Here is a 17,783-nt window from a genome sequence, read left to right on the forward strand (position 1 = left end):
TAAAATGATATCAAAGCCTTAGGAAACCATTAATTCACTGATGAGCATAAAAGGGCGATTAATACGTTTCCCTGATTGTTCATTAAAGAAATGGAGATTTTCTGGGTGAATGGTAAGACCTATTCTACTACCAATTTTCACACCATGATCATTTGGCGCACGAATAACGAGAGGTTGTTTTTGCTTATCGCAAGTCGTGGCATAAATTAAAACATCGGCACCGAGTGCTTCAATAAATTCAGCATCAACATGAAAAAGAGGATGTTGATGGCTAATGATTAAATGCTCAGGACGTAAGCCCAATTTAATAGCTTGATAAGGAAAATGCTGAGATGAAATGGCAATATGCCCATCAGCAATTTCAATCACACCATGATTAATTGGGACATCTAAGATATTCATTGCTGGCGAACCCATAAAAGTAGCTACAAACACAGAAGCCGGGCTTTGATAAATATCTAACGGTGTGCCTATTTGCTCTATATTTCCTTGATTTAACACCACTAGCTTATCGGCTAATGTCATCGCTTCTACCTGATCGTGCGTCACATAAATAGAGGTTGTGGAGAGCTTTCGCTGTAATTTTTTGATTTCCAGACGCATCTGAACCCGTAATTTAGCATCAAGGTTAGAAAGTGGCTCATCAAATAAAAAGACTTTAGGATCACGAACAATGGCTCTTCCCATTGCGACACGTTGACGTTGTCCACCTGAAAGTTCTTTGGGTTTTCTATCCAGTAAATGGCTGATTTCAAGTAGTTGGGCGGCATTTGTAACAAGTTCTTCAATCTTGGCTTTGGGGGTTTTTCGATTGCGTAAGCCGTATGCCATATTGTTATAAACGGACATATGAGGATAAAGGGCATAGTTTTGAAACACCATGGCAATATCACGTTCACTAGGTTCATGCTCATTAACTCGTAAATTATCAATAAATAAATCACCTTGTGTAATTGTTTCTAACCCCGCAATCATTCGTAGCAATGTTGATTTGCCACAACCGCTTGGACCAACTAATACCACCATTTCACCTTGCTCAATAGAAAGGTTCAATTTCGAAATAGCTTGGTGCCCATTAGGATAGCGTTTTTCTAAATCAGTGAGCGTTACGGTTGTCATATTATTTCTCCGTATCAATAAAGCCTTTAATAAAGGCTCTTTGCATCAAAATGACAATAAGGACGGGAGGCAACATTGCAATTAACGTGGTCGCCATGATCTTATTCCATTCAACGACACCATCAGAAACCGCAACCATCTGTTTAATACCCATTACAATGGTGTAGTAGTGAGTATCTGTTGTGATAAGCATTGGCCAAAGATATTGATTCCACCCATAAATAAAGGTGATAACAAATAGGGCGGCGATATTGGTGCGAGAAAGAGGAAGTAAGATAGTGAAAAAAAACTTAATCGGCCCTGCGCCATCAATTTTAGCGGCTTCAATTAATTCAGGGGTGATGGTCAGAAAAAATTGGCGAAATAAAAAAGTGGCTGTGGCGCTGGCAATTAATGGAATGGTTAAACCTGCATAAGAGTTCAACATATTGAGATTAGTGACCACCTCAAATGTAGGCATAATGCGGACTTCAACAGGTAACATTAACGTAAAAAAGATAGTCCAAAAGGCGAGCATTCTTCCTGGGAAGCGAAAGAAAACGACAGCGTAGGCTGATAAAATCGAGATTGTTAATTTCCCTAGGGTGATCACTAACGCCATAATCAATGAATTCAATAACATACTATTAATAGAGATGGCGCTATTTTGCGTGGTGCCTGCCTGTGAAAATATCGATTTAAAAATATTAATACCTTCAGTACCAAACCAAAGAGGAGAGCCGGTGGCAAATTCGGTGTTTTGATGTGTTGTTGCCACAAGTGCAATCCAGACAGGGAAAGCAACAGAAAGTATGCCGACAATAAGAATAAAGTGGCAGAAAGCATGAAATAAAGGTCTACGTTCAACCATCAGTAAGCCACCTTTTTCTCAACATAACGAAATTGAATAATGGTTAATATCGCGACAATAAACATCAAAATAACGGATTGTGCGGAGGAGGAGCCTAAATCTAATCCCACAAAACCATCGTTATAGACCTTATAAACCAGTGTGGATGTACTACTACCGGGGCCTCCTTGTGTCATCGCATGGATAATGGCAAATGTATCAAAAAAGGCATAAGCAAAATTCACCACGAGTAAGAAAAAAGTGGTAGGAGAAATCAAAGGGAAACTGATGGTGATAAAGCGTTTAATCGGGCCACTGCCGTCGATGGCCGCTGCCTCTAACAAGGATTTAGGTACAGATTGTAAAGCGGCAAGAAAAAATAAGAAGTTATAGCTCACTTGTTTCCATGTTGCCGTTAAAACCACCATCCACATGGCGTGATGTGTATTAAGTACAGGGTCCCAGTTAATACCTATTTTCTTTAATTGTTGGCTTAATACGCCAATCGTCGGATCAAGCATAAATAACCAAAGAAAACCCGCAATAACTGGTGCAATGGCATAGGGTGAAATTAAAATGGTGCGATAAAAAAGTTTACCTCGCAAAATTTGCTCGGCAATGCCTGCCAAAATAAGTGCTGAGAGCATCGATAAAAATACGACACTGGTACTGAAAATAAGCGTTGTGATCAAACTATCAAAGTAATAACTATTGCTAAAAAGGCGCTGAAAATTTTCAAAACCAACAAATTCTCGACTAAGCCCGAATGCATCTTCTAACTGAAATGACTGAAAGAACGCTTGCCCAGCAGGCCAAATGAAAAAGATAATCGTGATAGCTAATTGAGGAAAAATTAGCGCGAGAGGTAACCATTTTTGTTTAAAATAAATGGATTGAGAAGCCATACAATATCCAGTAAATCGATAAAAACAGAAGGCGAGCTACTTTGCTCGCCTAATCTAAGTGACTATTGTTGAGTACGTTCAAAACGGCGTAACTGCTCATTTCCACGCGCAACCGCATTATCTAACGCAACTTGAGCACTCTGTTTTCCTGACCACACTTTTTCTAACTCTTCATCAACGATTTCGCGAGTTTGCAGGAAATTACCAAAACGTAATCCTTTTGAATTAGCTGTTGGTTCAGAGGTTGTCATTTGCAATATTGCCGTATCTGCGCCGGGGTTTTGCTGATAAAAGCCTTGCTGCTGTGTTAACGCATAAGCCGCTTTAGTGACTGGCAAATAACCCGTTGCTTGGTGCCAATCGGCTTGAACTTCAGGGCTTGAAAGATAGGTGAAGAATTTAGCAACACCGTTATATTCTGCATCAGGACGTCCAGACATTACCCATAACGATGCACCACCAATAATGGTATTTGCTGGTTTTTGTACCAGAGTATCGTCGTAAGGCAATTGGCTAACACCAATATCAAGATCTTTCATGTTCTCTTTAATGCCGGCAAAACCCGCAGATGACTCCATCACCATGGCGCATTCTTGAGTGTAAAACAGTGGCATTGCATCAGATTGGCGTCCGCCATATTTGAAAATACCGGATTTCGACCAATCTGCCATTTGTTGGATATGAGCGACGAAAGGCGCTTTGTTAAATAGGAAGGTCGTATCAAAACCATCGAAACCGTTATTTTTTGTCGCAATAGGCAAATTATTACGCGCACCAAAGTTTTCGATTTGTGTCCATGATTGCCATGTGGTGGTAAACCCACATTTAACACCAGAATTGAGCAGTTTTTGAGATACAACTTCCATCTCTTTCCATGTCTTTGGTGGTTGGTCTATCCCTGCTTTTTTAAATAGTGTTTTATTGTAGTAAAGCACTGGTGTTGAACTATTAAATGGTAATGACATCATTTTGCCGTCGCTGGTGGTGTAATAGCCCGTGACGGTTGATAAATAACTATTAGGATCAAAAGGTTCGTGGGTTTTTTCCATTAATTGATAAACCGGAAAAACGGCTTTTTTAGCGCCCATCATACTGGCTGTACCCACTTCAAAGACTTGCACAATAGCAGGTTGGTTTTTAGCGCGAAATGAAGCCACTGCACTGGTCATTGTTTCAGCGTAAGTGCCTTTATAAACAGGCTTTATTTCATATTCAGATTGACTGGCGTTAAAATCAGAGGCGATTTGATTTACTTTCTGACCGAGCGCACCTCCCATTGCATGCCACCATTCAATTTGTGTTTTTGCGTGTGTAGGAGAGGTAAATAACGCCATAGCAACAGCAAGACCTGTTATTGATTTTATCGACATGCAGAATTTCCTTTTTAATCGAAAGTTAAAGGTGCAATCTAATCTGCGAATTACCCTAAATGTTGTTTATGACAAATGGGTGACAATTAAATGAAGATATATTGATGGTATGACTGTCAAATTGCTGTCATAAATGGTTGTCATGATGTCGGCACAAATGAAAAGGAGAGAGAAATGAAGATAGCTGCTCACCGAGGTTTTTCTGGAAAAGCCCCTGAAAATACACTGGCTGCGTTTAAAATGGCGATTGATTTTGGGTGCGAATGGATTGAAACGGATGTGCAATTAACCGCGGATCATGTTCCTGTGCTTATTCATGATAAAACAGTTAATCGTTGCACGAATGGGCAAGGTGCTGTGCGTTTTCATACCTTAGATGATTTACATCGCCTTGATGCGGGAAGTTGGTTTAGTTCGCTCTATCAAGGTGAGAAAATTCCTTCTTTAAGGCAAGGATTGCAGCTCATCAAACGTTCAGGAACAAAACTCAACATTGAACTGAAGACATGGCCTGATGATGATGTTGAGCGTTTATGTTTAGCGGTTTCTGACATGATAAAAAGTGCAGATATTCCGAATGAGCAAATTCTATTTTCTTCTTTTGATACGCATGCACTTATCGTTATGAAACGATACCTTCCTTTGATTCGCAGAGGGCAATTATGGGATGAGATCCCTGATAATGCGTTAGAAACACTAAAAGCGATTGATGGTTTTAGTGTGCATTGTAATTACCAATATCTTACGCAAGAACAAGCACAATTGTTAAAACAAGCCGGCTATGAAATTTATTGCTATACCCCGAATGATCCTGAAGAAGTGAAAGATTTTGAGCAATGGGGCGTTGATATGCTGATCACAGATATGCCTGATGTTTATCTGCCCAATGTTGATCAACTAGCAAAATGAAAAAGCACTAACAATCCTGCTTATTGGTATTGAATAAGGCGTTATTGAGATGTTTGATGACGCCTTTTATCCTTTTCTTTCCGTATCTTAATTGCAGAAATTAAATAAGAGAAACGTTGAGTAATAGATGCTTTCTTTACATTCTCTGCTATTATCCTGCGCAATTAATGAATAGATATTATTCAACACGATAATATTCATCTCATTAAAAATAAAAATGGGAAAATGGTTAGCGAATATGGCGACCTTATCAACCCAACCTCTAAGAGTAGAGGTGCATTATTTCTACTTTAATTGCCAATAATATTATTGAGAGTGAAATATGAAAGAACTCGTTGTTGTTGCCATTGGAGGCAACAGTATTATTAAAGACAATGCTAGCCAGTCTATCGCTCATCAAGAACAAGCAGTACAAGAGGTTGCAGCCCATATTAGTGATATGGTGGCTGAAGGGTATAATATTGTTTTAACTCATGGTAACGGGCCACAAGTAGGGCTTGATTTGCGTCGCGCTGAAGTGGCGCATGTGCAAGAAGGTTTGCCGTTAACACCTTTAGCCAACTGTGTGGCAGATACACAAGGTGGCATTGGTTATTTAATACAACAAGCATTAACGAATAAGCTTCGTGTTCAACAACATAAACAAGCCATTACCCTTATCACACAAGTTGAAGTCGATAAAAACGATCCCAATTTTGTTTCTCCCACAAAACCTATAGGTGCATTTTTCTCTGCACAAGAGATGGTGCAATTAAAGCAAGAAAATCCTCAATGGCATTTTGTTGAAGATTCTGGTCGTGGTTATCGTCGTGTTGTTGCCTCGCCAATTCCTCAACATGTTGTTGAATCTAAAGCAATTAAATCACTATCTGAATGTGGTTATGTCGTGATTGCAGTAGGTGGTGGTGGTATTCCAGTTATTAAAAATGAACAGGGTAATTACCAAAGTGTTGATGCGGTTATTGATAAAGATCTCTCATCAACATTGCTCGCAAAAGAATTACATGCCGATATTCTTATCATCACCACGGGTGTTGAAAAAGTCTGTATTCATTTCGGTCAACCAGAACAAAAAGCATTGGGTGAAACGTCGATTGAAGAAATGACACAATATATGCATGAAGGGCATTTTCCACCGGGCAGTATGCTTCCTAAAATTGAAGCCAGCCTCTCATTTTTAGCTGCGGGTGGAAAAAGAGTGATTATCACAACACCAGAAAAACTGGCTTCAGCGTTAAAAGGCGAAACAGGAACGCATATTATTGCTTAATTTTCGCAATCAAAAATACTCTGTTATTTAATTGATAAGCGCCTTATTTATAAAAGAGTAAGGCGCTTATTTTATGCAGAGCTTCTTAATATATTGATGATTAAATAGTGTGATTAGCCGGATAGGCTTTTGCGTAATGTCGCGGATTTAATCGTGCAAATAATCCTATCGTGATAATCACTAAAACGGCATGAAATGCCCATGCATAAGTAAAGCTTCCGTCTGGTTGACGTAATAGCACAGCAACTAACGGTCCAAACGCAGCAATAATAAAGCCACCACCTTGCATTAAGGCTGATAGAGCGCCCGCTTGTGCAGGATCAGGAATATGATCGAGCGCGACAATCATCATCATGGAAAAACATCCACCTAAGCCACAACCTAAGAAAATACTCCAAAGATAAGGGGCGCTCATTGGAATAGTCATGATTGTGCCAAAACCTATAAATTGGCTGATTAATGTTATCGTAAGCCAAAAACGCCTATCGTGATTTTTAGCCGCTAAGAAAGGAATAATTAAAGCGGCAGAGGCTTGAAAAAGAGAAAGGATAGCGACAAGAGAGCCACTTTGCGCACTTGGCATTCCTAACGATTGGTAAAAAGGTGCCAACCATGTCACAACAGAGGCGTAACCTGCATTAACGCAACCAAAACCTAAAATAAGCAAGCCCGTTCTGGGGCGCCAAATTAAGGTATTTAGTGACATTTTATTGGCAGATGCGGCATTGTTTTGAATTGAAAAAAGAATAGCGACAAATGCCAATCCTGCTGGAAGAGCAAACCACGCTAAAGCACTTTGCCAATGACCATAACTGGCAGTAAGAAGAGGGGATAATTGCGCTCCGAGTGCGCCTCCCCCCATTAGCATTGCGGAATATAACCCCATCATGATAGGTGTTCGATTGCCAAACCACCCTTTAATAATGCCAGGAAATACCGCTTGAATATAGGCAACGCTCAAACCGCAAAAGAGGGCGGTCAGTAATAGCTGATTGCCATCAGAAACATAAGCTCGAGAAAAGGAGCCTATAAGAAGCATCAACATTGCGACTAAAAGCCCTTTACGTACTTGAATATAAGACTGTAAGAAAGGAACGATTAGTGCGCCTATACCCATTAAAAGCATGGGTAATAGCGTGAGTAATGAGACTTGGCTATAGCTCATTCCTGTTGAGGCAATAATATTATCAATAACAGGGCCGGGGCCAGTTAAGAAGGGGCGTAAATTTATCCCGACTAAAATAATCGTCAGGACAATCTGCCATGTTTTTTTTCTTGGTAAGGCAGTCATTATAATTCCCTGATAAACAATAAATATTGCCTGCTTTATGGACAATGTTGATATAAACAGATGAGGGATTTTATATCAACATAAATAACATTAGGTATTTTAATTAATCATCATGCCATTTAAGCGATGTATTTCAATTTCCACTGTTTAATCTGGCTGTTAGGATTAATTAATACAAACTCATAATGTTCAAAATGAGAAAGTACCTTCTTAAATTCGAGGGCTGCTTTATCTAAATCCCACGATTTAGGGAAATAAAAACCATCAAAAGGGATGTTTTCAAGTTGTGCACTAAATTGATGAATAAACTCATCAAACCCTGCATAAAAGAGTGCGATTTTTCCAGACCAATTAATGTGATAAGTATTATCTTGTTGGCGTTGGAAGTAAATTTGATGATTTTTACATGCATCATGACCTAATAAGTAAATACTGAAAGCAGGGACTTCTGCTTTTTCTTCATATTCATCAGTATCACTATCGATTTGAGGGGCAATATCAACATTAAATTGATGAGTAATAAAGTTATCAAAATCGAACAGAGTATTTCCTGTGCTGAGCAAAATACCTTGGTCGTCAAACCAATAAGTTGAGGAGAGTGTACAACAGTGATAATTATCCCAAACAATGGGAGCTTGCCAGTGAGCTAAGCTGGTATATTCTTCTTCGTCATCTGATTCATCTTCGTCGATATCATCCAGATAATCCTCCCCTTCACTTAAATAGTAATCGGCACTTCTAAGATGAAGATCAAACCAAAGTTGACCATGTTTATCTAATCGACCTGACCAGACAATTTCGGTAATTTTATGGGATTTCGGATAGGCGCTATCAATAAAAGTAATGGTACGTACGGGTGTGGTCATGGTTTGTTTTCTTTTAAATATAGGTTTATTTACTAGGGTAATAGAGTGATAACTATCTGCATGATTATGATAAAAGTGATATTCACTCTAAAATACCATACATTACACGGCGTAATAGAACTCAAATAAGTGAGATAGTGATGTTAACGGCATTAAATCAGCAACTACCTATTCCTTCTGTAATATATGAAAATGGAAAAGAAGAGAGATGGCCATTAATTGATAACAAATATGCCTTTCCCAAAGATTATATTGCGTTTATCACACAATATGGTTCAGGTCAGGTAGCTGATTTTATAACGTTATTTAACCCCTTTAGCCAAAATGAGTACCTTAATTTTTTCCAGCAAAAAGAGCAGATCCTTGAAGATTTCAGCTCATTAATCAATGATGATCCTAATTACTATCGTTTTGTTCTATATCCAAAATGTAATGGGCTTTTACCCATTGGTGTTACGGATAATGGTGATACGCTTTTTTGGGTTGTTTTATCAGAAAATAGTGAGCTTTGGACAATGGCAATTATTCCATCTAGAGGATCAGAGGTAGAATTTATTGCAGAGAGTCTGACAGGGTTTTTAGAGGGAGTTTTATCAAAACGAATTCGTTGCCAATCATTCCCCGAGGAATTTCCATCAGAAAAAATGATATTTAGCCCAGAAGTTTGATGAGTTATTTTCCTATGGGGAGTTGAGTCACAAAATAGGAAGTAGCAAGTCCAATAAAGATAGAAATGCTAAAGCTAATCAGTGTGCCTAACATAACATATTCTGTTAGCTTTTTATCTTGATCATTTTGTAATTCACCAAATCTAAATATTGATTTAGCTGCTAATAAAAAGCCAATTGCTGCAAATTGATTTAAAAGAATAAAAGTTAAGATTAGTGTTCTTTCTAAATAACCAATCGATTGACCCGCAGAAACAAGTGTAGAGCCTTCTACTGCAACAGGTGTCCATTTCTTTAGTAACATATAAATAAGGCTAGAAATAGGCTTTAAAATAATGATGTAGGCAAGAATAACAATAAGATATTTGTAGTTAATATTTTTAAAACTAATATCGTGGAATATTTGAGTATTTTGATCAACAAGCATTATCCATAAAAAGGTAATCACGAATAAATGAAGAGCTTGATCAGTAATAAGCCATCTTAAAGAGTTGTCAGTATAAGATTTACCAAGATCAAAAAAATAATGTGTTATTAATATAATTACACTATAAATGAAAATAAGACTAAAACTTATCTCAGACATTAAAACTAGAATAATAAAGGTTATTCCAGCGTGCAGTAGTGAGTGTAAGTAAAGCTCTTTAGATTTGTAATGCAGAGTATTTCGCGCTTCTATCCATGCTTTAGGTTGTAAATAAAAATCAAAAGCAATATGAGCAATATAGAGAGAAATAAGAAGCGTAAAATTATACATATCAATAAGCCTTGTTAATTAAATAATTAAAGTATTGAATATATTCATCTATTAACTGGTAGTGGCTAGCGTTCAATAATCGAGTAATATTACTTCTCGATTTTTTTAATTCACTGGCAATAGCATAATGAGATTTATCTTCATTAACCATATATTTAAGTAAAACTTGCGCTTGTGCTCGAGTTATTTCTTTAAGTTGTATATCTACGTATTTAGTCACTAAAGTAATGTTTTTTTGAAATTCTTTATCTGATGTAGATATTGTTAATATTTCACTTTTCATCTTATCTAATCCTTCGCCCGATAAGATAAAGGCTTCACCCATTGATGTTCTAATATCATTACGCAATGAATTAATTTGGCCGATACCAATACTTTGACGAGCACTGATGTTTAATTCTGACGTTTTCAATGCTAATTGAATAACGATAGCAACTTTAATGGCATCACAAGCGTGTAAGCAAACAAGTTGGAAGGAGTCACCGCGATATCTGTCATATTTAAGTGGTAACTGTTCTGAGAGTAATTGAACCGTCTGCTCCAAGGTATAGAGCATAACATCATAGTTTTCGGGTGTGATGTTTCTAGAGTCTATGATATCACCTGTAATCACACTTACGATGTCTTTATTCATTAGCTTGCTCTTATTATTTTGTGAGAGAAATAGAATGAGTATAGTGATCTTTTACTCAGTTATTTAATTGAAAGACAAAAGAGAATGTTACCATATTTGGTAACTTACTAAAATGTTACCATATTTGGTAACTTAATGATTTATGTTATAGAGCAAGCGTGAAAAATAGGCAACAAAAAAGCCTTTTCTGGAAAAACCAGAAAAGGCTTTTTATAAAAATAGACCTAACTGACTAGGATCAGTTCATGCCGTATTTTTTCAGTTTCTTACGCAGTGTGCCGCGGTTAATGCCCATCATTTGTGCTGCACGCGTTTGGTTGCCACGGGTGTACTGCATTACCATGTCCAACAATGGCTGTTCAACTTCAGCCAATACTAGCTCATATAAGTCATTAACATCTTGACCATTTAATTGAGCAAAATAGTTCTTCAGTGCTTGTTTAACTGAGTCACGTAAAGGTTTTTGGGTCACCTGATCTTGTGAATTTACGGTGGCAACTGTTAGTACGTCTGAATTTACGCGTTGTTCGAACATAGTTCTGTCAGCTCTTTTATTTATTTACGCAAAAAATTTTCGAAATATGCTTCCAACGCCTCCAGCTGTTCGCTGGCATCCTCTATGGCGTTGAAGGAGCGCCGAAACTGGTCATCAGGGGCATGTTCCTTGAGATACCAAGAGACATGCTTGCGTGCAATGCGAGTTCCTTTGCCTTGACCGTAAAAGTCGTGCAACTCACGCACATGCTTTTGCATTATTTGTTGCACCTCTGCAATCGGCAGAGGGGGCAACAGTTCACCTGTGTCCAGATAGTGCTGGATTTCCCGAAAGATCCAGGGTCTTCCCTGAGCAGCGCGACCGATCATCAAAGCATCGGCTCCAGTGTAGTCTAATACTGCTCTGGCTTTTAGCGGGTCTGTTATGTCTCCATTCGCAATAATGGGAATAGAAACATTCTGCTTAACTGTCCGAATACTGTCGTATTCGGCTTCCCCTTTGAACAAACACTCGCGTGTGCGTCCATGAATAGTGAGAGCCTGAATACCACAACGTTCAGCCAATTTGGCAATCTCTACACAGTTACGTTCATCAGGTGACCAGCCAGTACGGATCTTGAGAGTAACAGGAACATCTACCGCGTTAACCACTGCAGAGAGGATCTCTGCGACAAGGTCGGGATGACGAAGTAGTGCTGAACCAGCTAGCTTTTTATTCACCTTTTTTGCAGGGCAACCCATGTTAATGTCGATAATTTGAGCGCCACTATCTGCGTTTATTTTCGCAGCGGCAGCCATATCAACGGGATCACTTCCTGCAATTTGTACGGAGCGGATCCCCAATTCATCACTATGTACCATTCGTAATCGAGACTTGTCTGTCTGCCAAACCTGAGGATTGGAAGAAAGCATTTCAGAAACTGTCATACCCGCACCCATATCATAGCAAAGCGACCGAAAAGGTCGGTCTGTAACGCCAGCCATGGGAGCCGCGATAAGGCAATTTTTTAACTGATACTGTCCGATTCGCATAGATGAAAAGAGGGCCAAACTGTGACTGCAAGGGCGCGTATATTACGCATTTTTTGCCAGATATGAAAGGACAAAGTTTAACCAAATTGCGAAAAAAAGTTACTTTTTTACACTTGATTTTTTGTAAATTGATTATTTAATCAATAAAAACATAATGTTATGTGTTTTTAAAAAATTAAAAATTGATGATAGAGAATTGATAAACAAGTGAAACTAAGTAAAGTTTATCAGGCAAAAATGTGATTAATGCCTGATAAACAATAATTAAGTGAAATTTTAACTCAATGAGACTATCTCATTTTGGTTAATATTTGTTCGGTGTTATTTTTTCACGCCGGTAATACGACACCACTCTTCTTTTTCAGCAACAGGATCTAAGTTAAATAGTCCTTCATAGGCGGCTGCTACACCTTCTGCTTGTGTCGCTAACACACCAGAAAGACCTAGGTGTCCACCTTGACGCGGCAGTGTACTGATAACAGGTGCAAGTTCACGCAATGGACCGGCTAAAATATTAGCGACAACAACATCGGCTTTGAGGTTATCTGGTTGGTCTTTTGCCAGATACAGTGTGAGTGCGTCAGAAACGCCATTACGCTGCGCATTATCACGGCTTGCTTGAATGGCTTGAGGATCGATATCAATACCAATTGCTTTTGCTGCACCCAGTTTTAATGCCGCAATAGCTAGAATGCCAGAACCACAACCGAAGTCGATAACCGTTTTACCCGCTAAATCTAAGCCATCAAGCCACTGAAGGCACAATGAAGTCGTAGGGTGGGTACCTGTACCAAATGCAAGTCCAGGGTCTAGCATGACGTTTACAGCGTTAGGATCGGGCACTTCACGCCAGCTTGGGCAAATCCATAAACGCTCACCGAAACGCATTGGGTGGAAGTTATCCATCCATTCACGTTCCCAATCTTTATCTTCGAGTTGTTCAACTTTGTGCAGGAAGCCTCGACCGAGTAATGGCGTATTTTCTAACATCGCCACAACGATTTTCATGTCAGTTTCTGCATCATATAAACCGATAACATCAGTATCACCCCAAAGACGAGTTTCACCCGGTAAAGGTTCAAAAATAGGGGTGTCGTGACTATCTTGGAAAGTCACTGAAACGGCACCGCTTTCAACCAATTCATCACCAATGGCTTCTGCATTAGCGGCGGTTGCATTAAGTCTTAATTGTATCCAAGGCATAATTAGTCTCTTTAAAAACGAATTCACTGTAATGATGCTGATTGAGGCAGAGTATGCTCTCCAAATCGATTAGCCACAAGAAACGCGATTAAGCTCAATAGCAGTGACGGAACAATGGGGTGGAATCCAGCTATCTGGATATTAAATGTCGCAAGGGTGGCATAGAGCGTGGCACCTATGATCATGCCCGCAATAGCACCATAACGGTTAGCTTTTTCCCAATAAAGACCCAGTACTAAAGGCCATAAGAAAACAGCTTGTAGGCCACCAAAAGCAAGTAAGTTAAGCCAAATAATCATTGAGGGTGGATTCCATGCTGCAAACAGCAGTAATACACCTAAAATCAAGGTTGAAAGGCTCGATAAACGAGAGATGCGTTTCTCATTAGTTATTGCATGCGGCGCGATATTGAGATAGAGATCTTTGACCAACGTTGCTGACGATTGTAACAGTTGCGCATTTATCGTTGACATAATGGCAGCCATAGGTGCTGCAAGGAAAATGCCTGCTGCAATAGGCGGTAATACTTCAACCATTAATGTTGGAATAACTTGATCAGGAACCGTTAGATCAGGAATGATAGCCCGACCTAATGCGCCAGCAAAGTGCATACCAAACATCAATAGTGACATGACAATTGTGCCAATGATGATCCCTTTATGCATGGCTTTGCTATCTTTGTAAGAAATGCAACGCACCGCAGTATGTGGCAAACCAATCACACCAAAACAGACAAGTACCCAAAATGATGCCATAAACGGACCACTTAAAATCCCATCAGCTCCTTGAGGAGAGGTTAATGCAGGATCGATGGTATTGAGTTTTTGTATCGCAACATCTAATCCGCCTGCTTTATAGATAATGGCAAACAGGAGAATAAATGTACCAAGTAGCATCACCAGACCTTGTAAGGCATCGTTTAATACGCTGGCTCTAAATCCACCAATCGCAGTATACAGCGCAATGGAGATCCCAAAGATCAACAAGCCGAATTCATAAGGAATGCCTGCTGCTGTTTCTAATAAGCGCGCTCCACCAATAAATTGCACCGTCATAGCGCCGACAAAAGCGACTAACAGGCTTAAACTGGCAAACCAGACGAGGAAGCGACTTTTGTAACGAGCATACAGCATGTCGTTTAAGGTAACCGCATTATAACGACGCGCTAAAATGGCAAATTTCTTCCCTAAAACACCCAAAGAGAGCCAAATAGCGGGGAGTTGGATCATCGAAAGTAATACCCAACCAATACCGTATTTATAGGCAGCCCCCGGTCCGCCAATAAAGGAACTTGCACTGACATAAGTTGCAGTGATAGTCATGGCTAGTACGAAGCCACCCATTGAGCGGTTACCAAGAAAATATTCGTTAAGAAATTCGCCTTTTTCACGCTTACGATAAGCATAAGCCGACAGCAGAAAGACCAGTAGAAGGTAGCCAATCAGTGGCACTATGACCTCAGTTTGCATCGTCATGCTCATCTCCTAACGGCAGATCTTTGAAAAAGTAGCGCACCATCAGATAGCACAACAGAAAAAACAAAACAGGTAAGAATAAGCATGAAAGCTCAAACCAAAGAGGTAAACCAGTAATGCCTAGTGTGTTATCAGGTAAATAGGCGGTAATTAACCAACCCAACAAATACATAAAAGTTAAAATTAGGGCCAAAAGGGCTTCTTTGTGGGCCTGAACAAAACGTTTGTCCATCTGTTCTCCCAATCTTAATAGGGTTAAAAATGAATGGGAGGATTGTACGGGAAAGTGAGTATTGATTCAGTGAAAATTAATCACAAAGTCATCAGGGAATATTGAAAATAGATTATCTTATTGTTTTTAAATATAAATATGAAAGAAAACAGTACGGGTTTTAATTAAGAAATGCGCTTAATTTGTCCTATATGGATCTGTTTATGGCGGGTTATTAGCAATAAAAAAGGCATAGTACGTAAACTATGCCTTTTCTTGTTAAGCGAGAAATATTATTTCTCAGCTAAACCTAAACGTTTTTCAAGGTAGTGAATGTTTGTACCACCTTTTTGGAAATTCTCATCATTCATAATGAACTGGTGCAGTTCAATATTGGTTTTAATACCATCAATGATAAGTTCCGCCAACGCATTTTTCATACGAGAGATCGCGATTTCGCGTGTTTCACCGTAAGTGATCAATTTACCAATCATTGAATCATAGTGAGGTGGAACAGTATAACCTGCGTAAATATGCGATTCCCAACGTACACCAAATCCACCTGGTGAGTGGAAGCGAGTAATTGTACCCGGGCTTGGCATGAAGGTTTTTGGATCTTCTGCGTTGATACGACATTCAATTGCATGACCATGAACGTTAACTTGATCTTGCGTTACTGATAAAGGTAAGCCAGATGCAATGCGTAACTGTTCTTTGATTAAGTCGATGCCAGTGATCATTTCTGTTACTGGATGTTCAACCTGAATACGGGTGTTCATCTCAATAAAGTAGAATTCACCATTTTCATACAGGAATTCGAATGTACCTGCACCACGATAGCCGATTTCAATACATGCGTTCGCACAGCGTTCGCCGATATTTTTACGGATCTCTGGGGTAATACCCGGTGCTGGTGCCTCTTCAACAACTTTTTGGTGACGACGTTGCATTGAGCAATCACGTTCAGCCAAATAGATTGCATTACCTTGACCATCAGCCATAACTTGAATTTCCACATGGCGCGGATTTTCAAGGTATTTTTCCATGTATACCATGTCGTTGCTAAATGCCGCTTTTGCTTCTGCACGCGTCATTGTAATGGATTGTTCAAGATCTTTTTCAGCACGAACAACACGCATACCGCGTCCACCGCCGCCACCAGAGGCTTTGATGATAACTGGGTAGCCAATACGTTTAGCAATTTCAATATTTTTCGCAGTGTCGTTACCTAAAGGACCGTCTGATCCTGGTACACAAGGAACACCGGCTTTTTTCATCGCTTCGATAGCAGAAACTTTATCACCCATTAGGCGGATGGTTTCAGCTTTAGGGCCGATAAAAATAAAGCCAGAGCGTTCAACTTGCTCTGCGAAATCAGCATTTTCAGACAGGAAACCGTATCCTGGATGAATGGCTTGTGCGCCACTGATCTCAGCCGCTGCAATAATTGCAGGGATATTTAGGTAACTTTTTGCTGAAGCAGCGGGACCAATACAGATAGTCTCGTCTGCCAGCAGAACGTGTTTTAAATCACGGTCTGCCGTGGAGTGAACAGCAACTGCTTTGATCCCAAGCTCTTTACATGCTCTTAGGATACGCAGTGCAATCTCACCACGGTTGGCAATGAGGATTTTTTCTAGCATGGACCTGCCTCGTTATTCGATAACAAAGAGTGGAGCGTCAAACTCAACGTTGTCGCCATCTTGGCAAAGGATAGATTTAACAACACCCGCTTTGTCAGACTCAATCTGGTTCATCATTTTCATTGCTTCAACGATGCACAGAGTATCGCCTACATTGACTTGCTGACCGACTTCAACAAATTTCTTAGCTTCAGGGCTTGGTGAGCGGTAGAACGTTCCGACCATTGGTGAACGAACAACGTGACCGCTAATTTCTTGCGTTGGTGTAGCCGCTGGTGTTTCTGGCGCTACAGGCGCAACTGCATTTGCTAATGCAGGTTGAGGTGCCACTGGTGCCGCAAAATATTGCTGAGGAGCCATTTGACCCTGAAGACCAGAGTTACGACTAATACGTACTGACTCTTCACCTTCAGAGATTTCCAGTTCAGAAATGCCAGACTCTTCGACTAGCTCGATCAGTTTTTTAATTTTACGAATATCCATGAGTTGATTCCGTACTCTTTTTGATGTTTTTTATTAAGACAAGCGGCTGACCGCTGCCTGTAAAGCAAATCGATAACCTTCTGCACCTAATCCACAGATTACGCCTGTTGCGATATCAGAAAGATATGAATGGTGGCGGAAAGGCTCCCGACTGTAGACATTGGACAGGTGAATTTCAATAAATGGAATATTCACCCCTAATAATGCATCACGCAGTGCAACACTGGTATGCGTGAAAGCCGCAGGGTTGATTAATATATAATCGACATTACCCCGAGCCGCATGAATTTTATTTATCAGCTCAAATTCAGCGTTAGACTGAAAATGGCTGAGTTTCACATTTAATGCCTGAGCATCTGCTGACAAACTTTGAACGATATCATCCAGAGTTAAGTGTCCGTAGGTTTCCGGCTCTCTTGTTCCAAGCAGGTTTAGATTCGGACCATTCAGGAGCAAAATATGAAAATTTTCCGACATTATGCTTCTATCTCCGTCAATTCGTCAACGAAATGACAAAATAACCTGTGCTTTTCGTTTTGTCATCTTTTATTGTATCCAATGCTACGATACATATCACAAAGTCCGACATTATAGACATTTCACAGAAGATAACAGCAAAATAC

At 39.7% G+C, this 17,783-nt stretch carries 19 protein-coding genes; 3 read left to right on the plus strand and 16 right to left on the minus strand.

Annotation, left to right across the window (positions count from 1 at the left end):
• Positions 1 to 18 precede the first annotated feature (18 nt).
• The 4 genes from ugpC to ugpB all read right to left on the minus strand — a co-directional run bounded on the left by ugpC (position 19) and on the right by ugpB (position 4,223).
• Positions 19 to 1,119, minus strand: a complete 1,101-nt coding sequence (gene ugpC / locus BTA34_RS01080; protein ID WP_151434157.1) for a sn-glycerol-3-phosphate ABC transporter ATP-binding protein UgpC — start codon at positions 1,117 to 1,119, stop codon at positions 19 to 21.
• A gap of 1 nt (position 1,120) precedes the next feature.
• Entirely contained in the window at positions 1,121 to 1,969 is an 849-nt protein-coding gene (gene ugpE / locus BTA34_RS01085; protein WP_151434158.1) for a sn-glycerol-3-phosphate ABC transporter permease UgpE, read from the minus strand.
• Positions 1,969 to 2,853, minus strand: a complete 885-nt coding sequence (ugpA, locus tag BTA34_RS01090; RefSeq protein ID WP_151434159.1) for a sn-glycerol-3-phosphate ABC transporter permease UgpA — start codon at positions 2,851 to 2,853, stop codon at positions 1,969 to 1,971. The genes ugpE and ugpA overlap by 1 nt, the downstream gene beginning before the upstream one ends.
• 62 nt (positions 2,854 to 2,915) lie before the next feature.
• A complete protein-coding gene (gene ugpB, locus BTA34_RS01095; protein WP_151434160.1) occupies positions 2,916 to 4,223 on the minus strand; it encodes a sn-glycerol-3-phosphate ABC transporter substrate-binding protein UgpB in 1,308 nt (435 codons plus the stop codon).
• Positions 4,224 to 4,397: 174 nt separating this feature from the next.
• Here ugpB and BTA34_RS01100 point away from each other — a divergent pair, with 174 nt between their 5' ends.
• Both BTA34_RS01100 and BTA34_RS01105 read left to right on the plus strand, forming a co-directional pair.
• The gene (locus BTA34_RS01100; protein WP_151434161.1) at positions 4,398 to 5,132 is read left to right on the plus strand and encodes a glycerophosphodiester phosphodiesterase family protein; all 735 of its coding nucleotides are present in this window, start codon (positions 4,398 to 4,400) and stop codon (positions 5,130 to 5,132) included.
• 322 nt (positions 5,133 to 5,454) lie between these two features.
• Entirely contained in the window at positions 5,455 to 6,402 is a 948-nt protein-coding gene (locus tag BTA34_RS01105; protein ID WP_151434162.1) for a carbamate kinase family protein, read from the plus strand.
• Positions 6,403 to 6,502: 100 nt separating this feature from the next.
• On the opposite strand, the gene BTA34_RS01110 is transcribed toward BTA34_RS01105, so the two are convergent.
• Entirely contained in the window at positions 6,503 to 7,693 is a 1,191-nt protein-coding gene (locus BTA34_RS01110) for a cyanate transporter (RefSeq protein WP_151434163.1), read from the minus strand.
• Positions 7,694 to 7,812: 119 nt separating this feature from the next.
• On the minus strand, positions 7,813 to 8,559 hold the full coding sequence (locus BTA34_RS01115) for a hypothetical protein (RefSeq protein WP_151434164.1): 747 nt from the start codon (positions 8,557 to 8,559) through the stop codon (positions 7,813 to 7,815).
• A 140-nt stretch (positions 8,560 to 8,699) separates the two neighbouring features.
• On the opposite strand from BTA34_RS01115, the gene BTA34_RS01120 reads away from it, so the two are divergent.
• Positions 8,700 to 9,227, plus strand: coding sequence for an SMI1/KNR4 family protein (locus tag BTA34_RS01120; RefSeq protein WP_265576144.1), 528 nt, complete (start codon positions 8,700 to 8,702; stop codon positions 9,225 to 9,227).
• A 4-nt stretch (positions 9,228 to 9,231) separates the two neighbouring features.
• On the opposite strand, the gene BTA34_RS01125 is transcribed toward BTA34_RS01120, so the two are convergent.
• From BTA34_RS01125 to aroQ, 10 genes are all read right to left on the minus strand, one after another.
• Positions 9,232 to 9,984: a DUF3307 domain-containing protein gene (locus BTA34_RS01125; protein ID WP_151434166.1), complete on the minus strand. Its 753-nt coding sequence runs from the start codon at positions 9,982 to 9,984 to the stop codon at positions 9,232 to 9,234.
• A gap of 1 nt (position 9,985) precedes the next feature.
• Positions 9,986 to 10,618, minus strand: a complete 633-nt coding sequence (locus BTA34_RS01130; protein WP_151434167.1) for a hypothetical protein — start codon at positions 10,616 to 10,618, stop codon at positions 9,986 to 9,988.
• 238 nt (positions 10,619 to 10,856) lie between these two features.
• The gene (gene fis, locus BTA34_RS01135; RefSeq protein ID WP_004245342.1) at positions 10,857 to 11,153 is read right to left on the minus strand and encodes a DNA-binding transcriptional regulator Fis; all 297 of its coding nucleotides are present in this window, start codon (positions 11,151 to 11,153) and stop codon (positions 10,857 to 10,859) included.
• A 20-nt stretch (positions 11,154 to 11,173) separates the two neighbouring features.
• Positions 11,174 to 12,145, minus strand: coding sequence for a tRNA dihydrouridine synthase DusB (gene dusB, locus BTA34_RS01140; RefSeq protein ID WP_072063792.1), 972 nt, complete (start codon positions 12,143 to 12,145; stop codon positions 11,174 to 11,176).
• A 321-nt stretch (positions 12,146 to 12,466) separates the two neighbouring features.
• Positions 12,467 to 13,348, minus strand: coding sequence for a 50S ribosomal protein L11 methyltransferase (gene prmA / locus BTA34_RS01145; protein ID WP_151434168.1), 882 nt, complete (start codon positions 13,346 to 13,348; stop codon positions 12,467 to 12,469).
• A 23-nt stretch (positions 13,349 to 13,371) separates the two neighbouring features.
• Positions 13,372 to 14,817 (minus strand): sodium/pantothenate symporter, encoded by a 1,446-nt coding sequence (panF, locus tag BTA34_RS01150; RefSeq protein ID WP_151436712.1) that lies wholly within the window; start codon positions 14,815 to 14,817, stop codon positions 13,372 to 13,374.
• Positions 14,807 to 15,055: a YhdT family protein gene (locus BTA34_RS01155; RefSeq protein WP_151434169.1), complete on the minus strand. Its 249-nt coding sequence runs from the start codon at positions 15,053 to 15,055 to the stop codon at positions 14,807 to 14,809. The genes panF and BTA34_RS01155 overlap by 11 nt, the downstream gene beginning before the upstream one ends.
• Positions 15,056 to 15,327: 272 nt before the next feature.
• Positions 15,328 to 16,677 (minus strand): acetyl-CoA carboxylase biotin carboxylase subunit, encoded by a 1,350-nt coding sequence (gene accC, locus BTA34_RS01160; protein WP_109371980.1) that lies wholly within the window; start codon positions 16,675 to 16,677, stop codon positions 15,328 to 15,330.
• A gap of 12 nt (positions 16,678 to 16,689) precedes the next feature.
• Positions 16,690 to 17,160 (minus strand): acetyl-CoA carboxylase biotin carboxyl carrier protein, encoded by a 471-nt coding sequence (accB, locus tag BTA34_RS01165; protein WP_023582895.1) that lies wholly within the window; start codon positions 17,158 to 17,160, stop codon positions 16,690 to 16,692.
• 33 nt (positions 17,161 to 17,193) lie between these two features.
• Entirely contained in the window at positions 17,194 to 17,637 is a 444-nt protein-coding gene (gene aroQ / locus BTA34_RS01170; RefSeq protein ID WP_006535378.1) for a type II 3-dehydroquinate dehydratase, read from the minus strand.
• Positions 17,638 to 17,783: the final 146 nt, after the last annotated feature.

The organism is Proteus sp. CD3 (genome assembly GCF_008808075.1).
GTDB lineage: Bacteria > Pseudomonadota > Gammaproteobacteria > Enterobacterales > Enterobacteriaceae > Proteus > Proteus appendicitidis.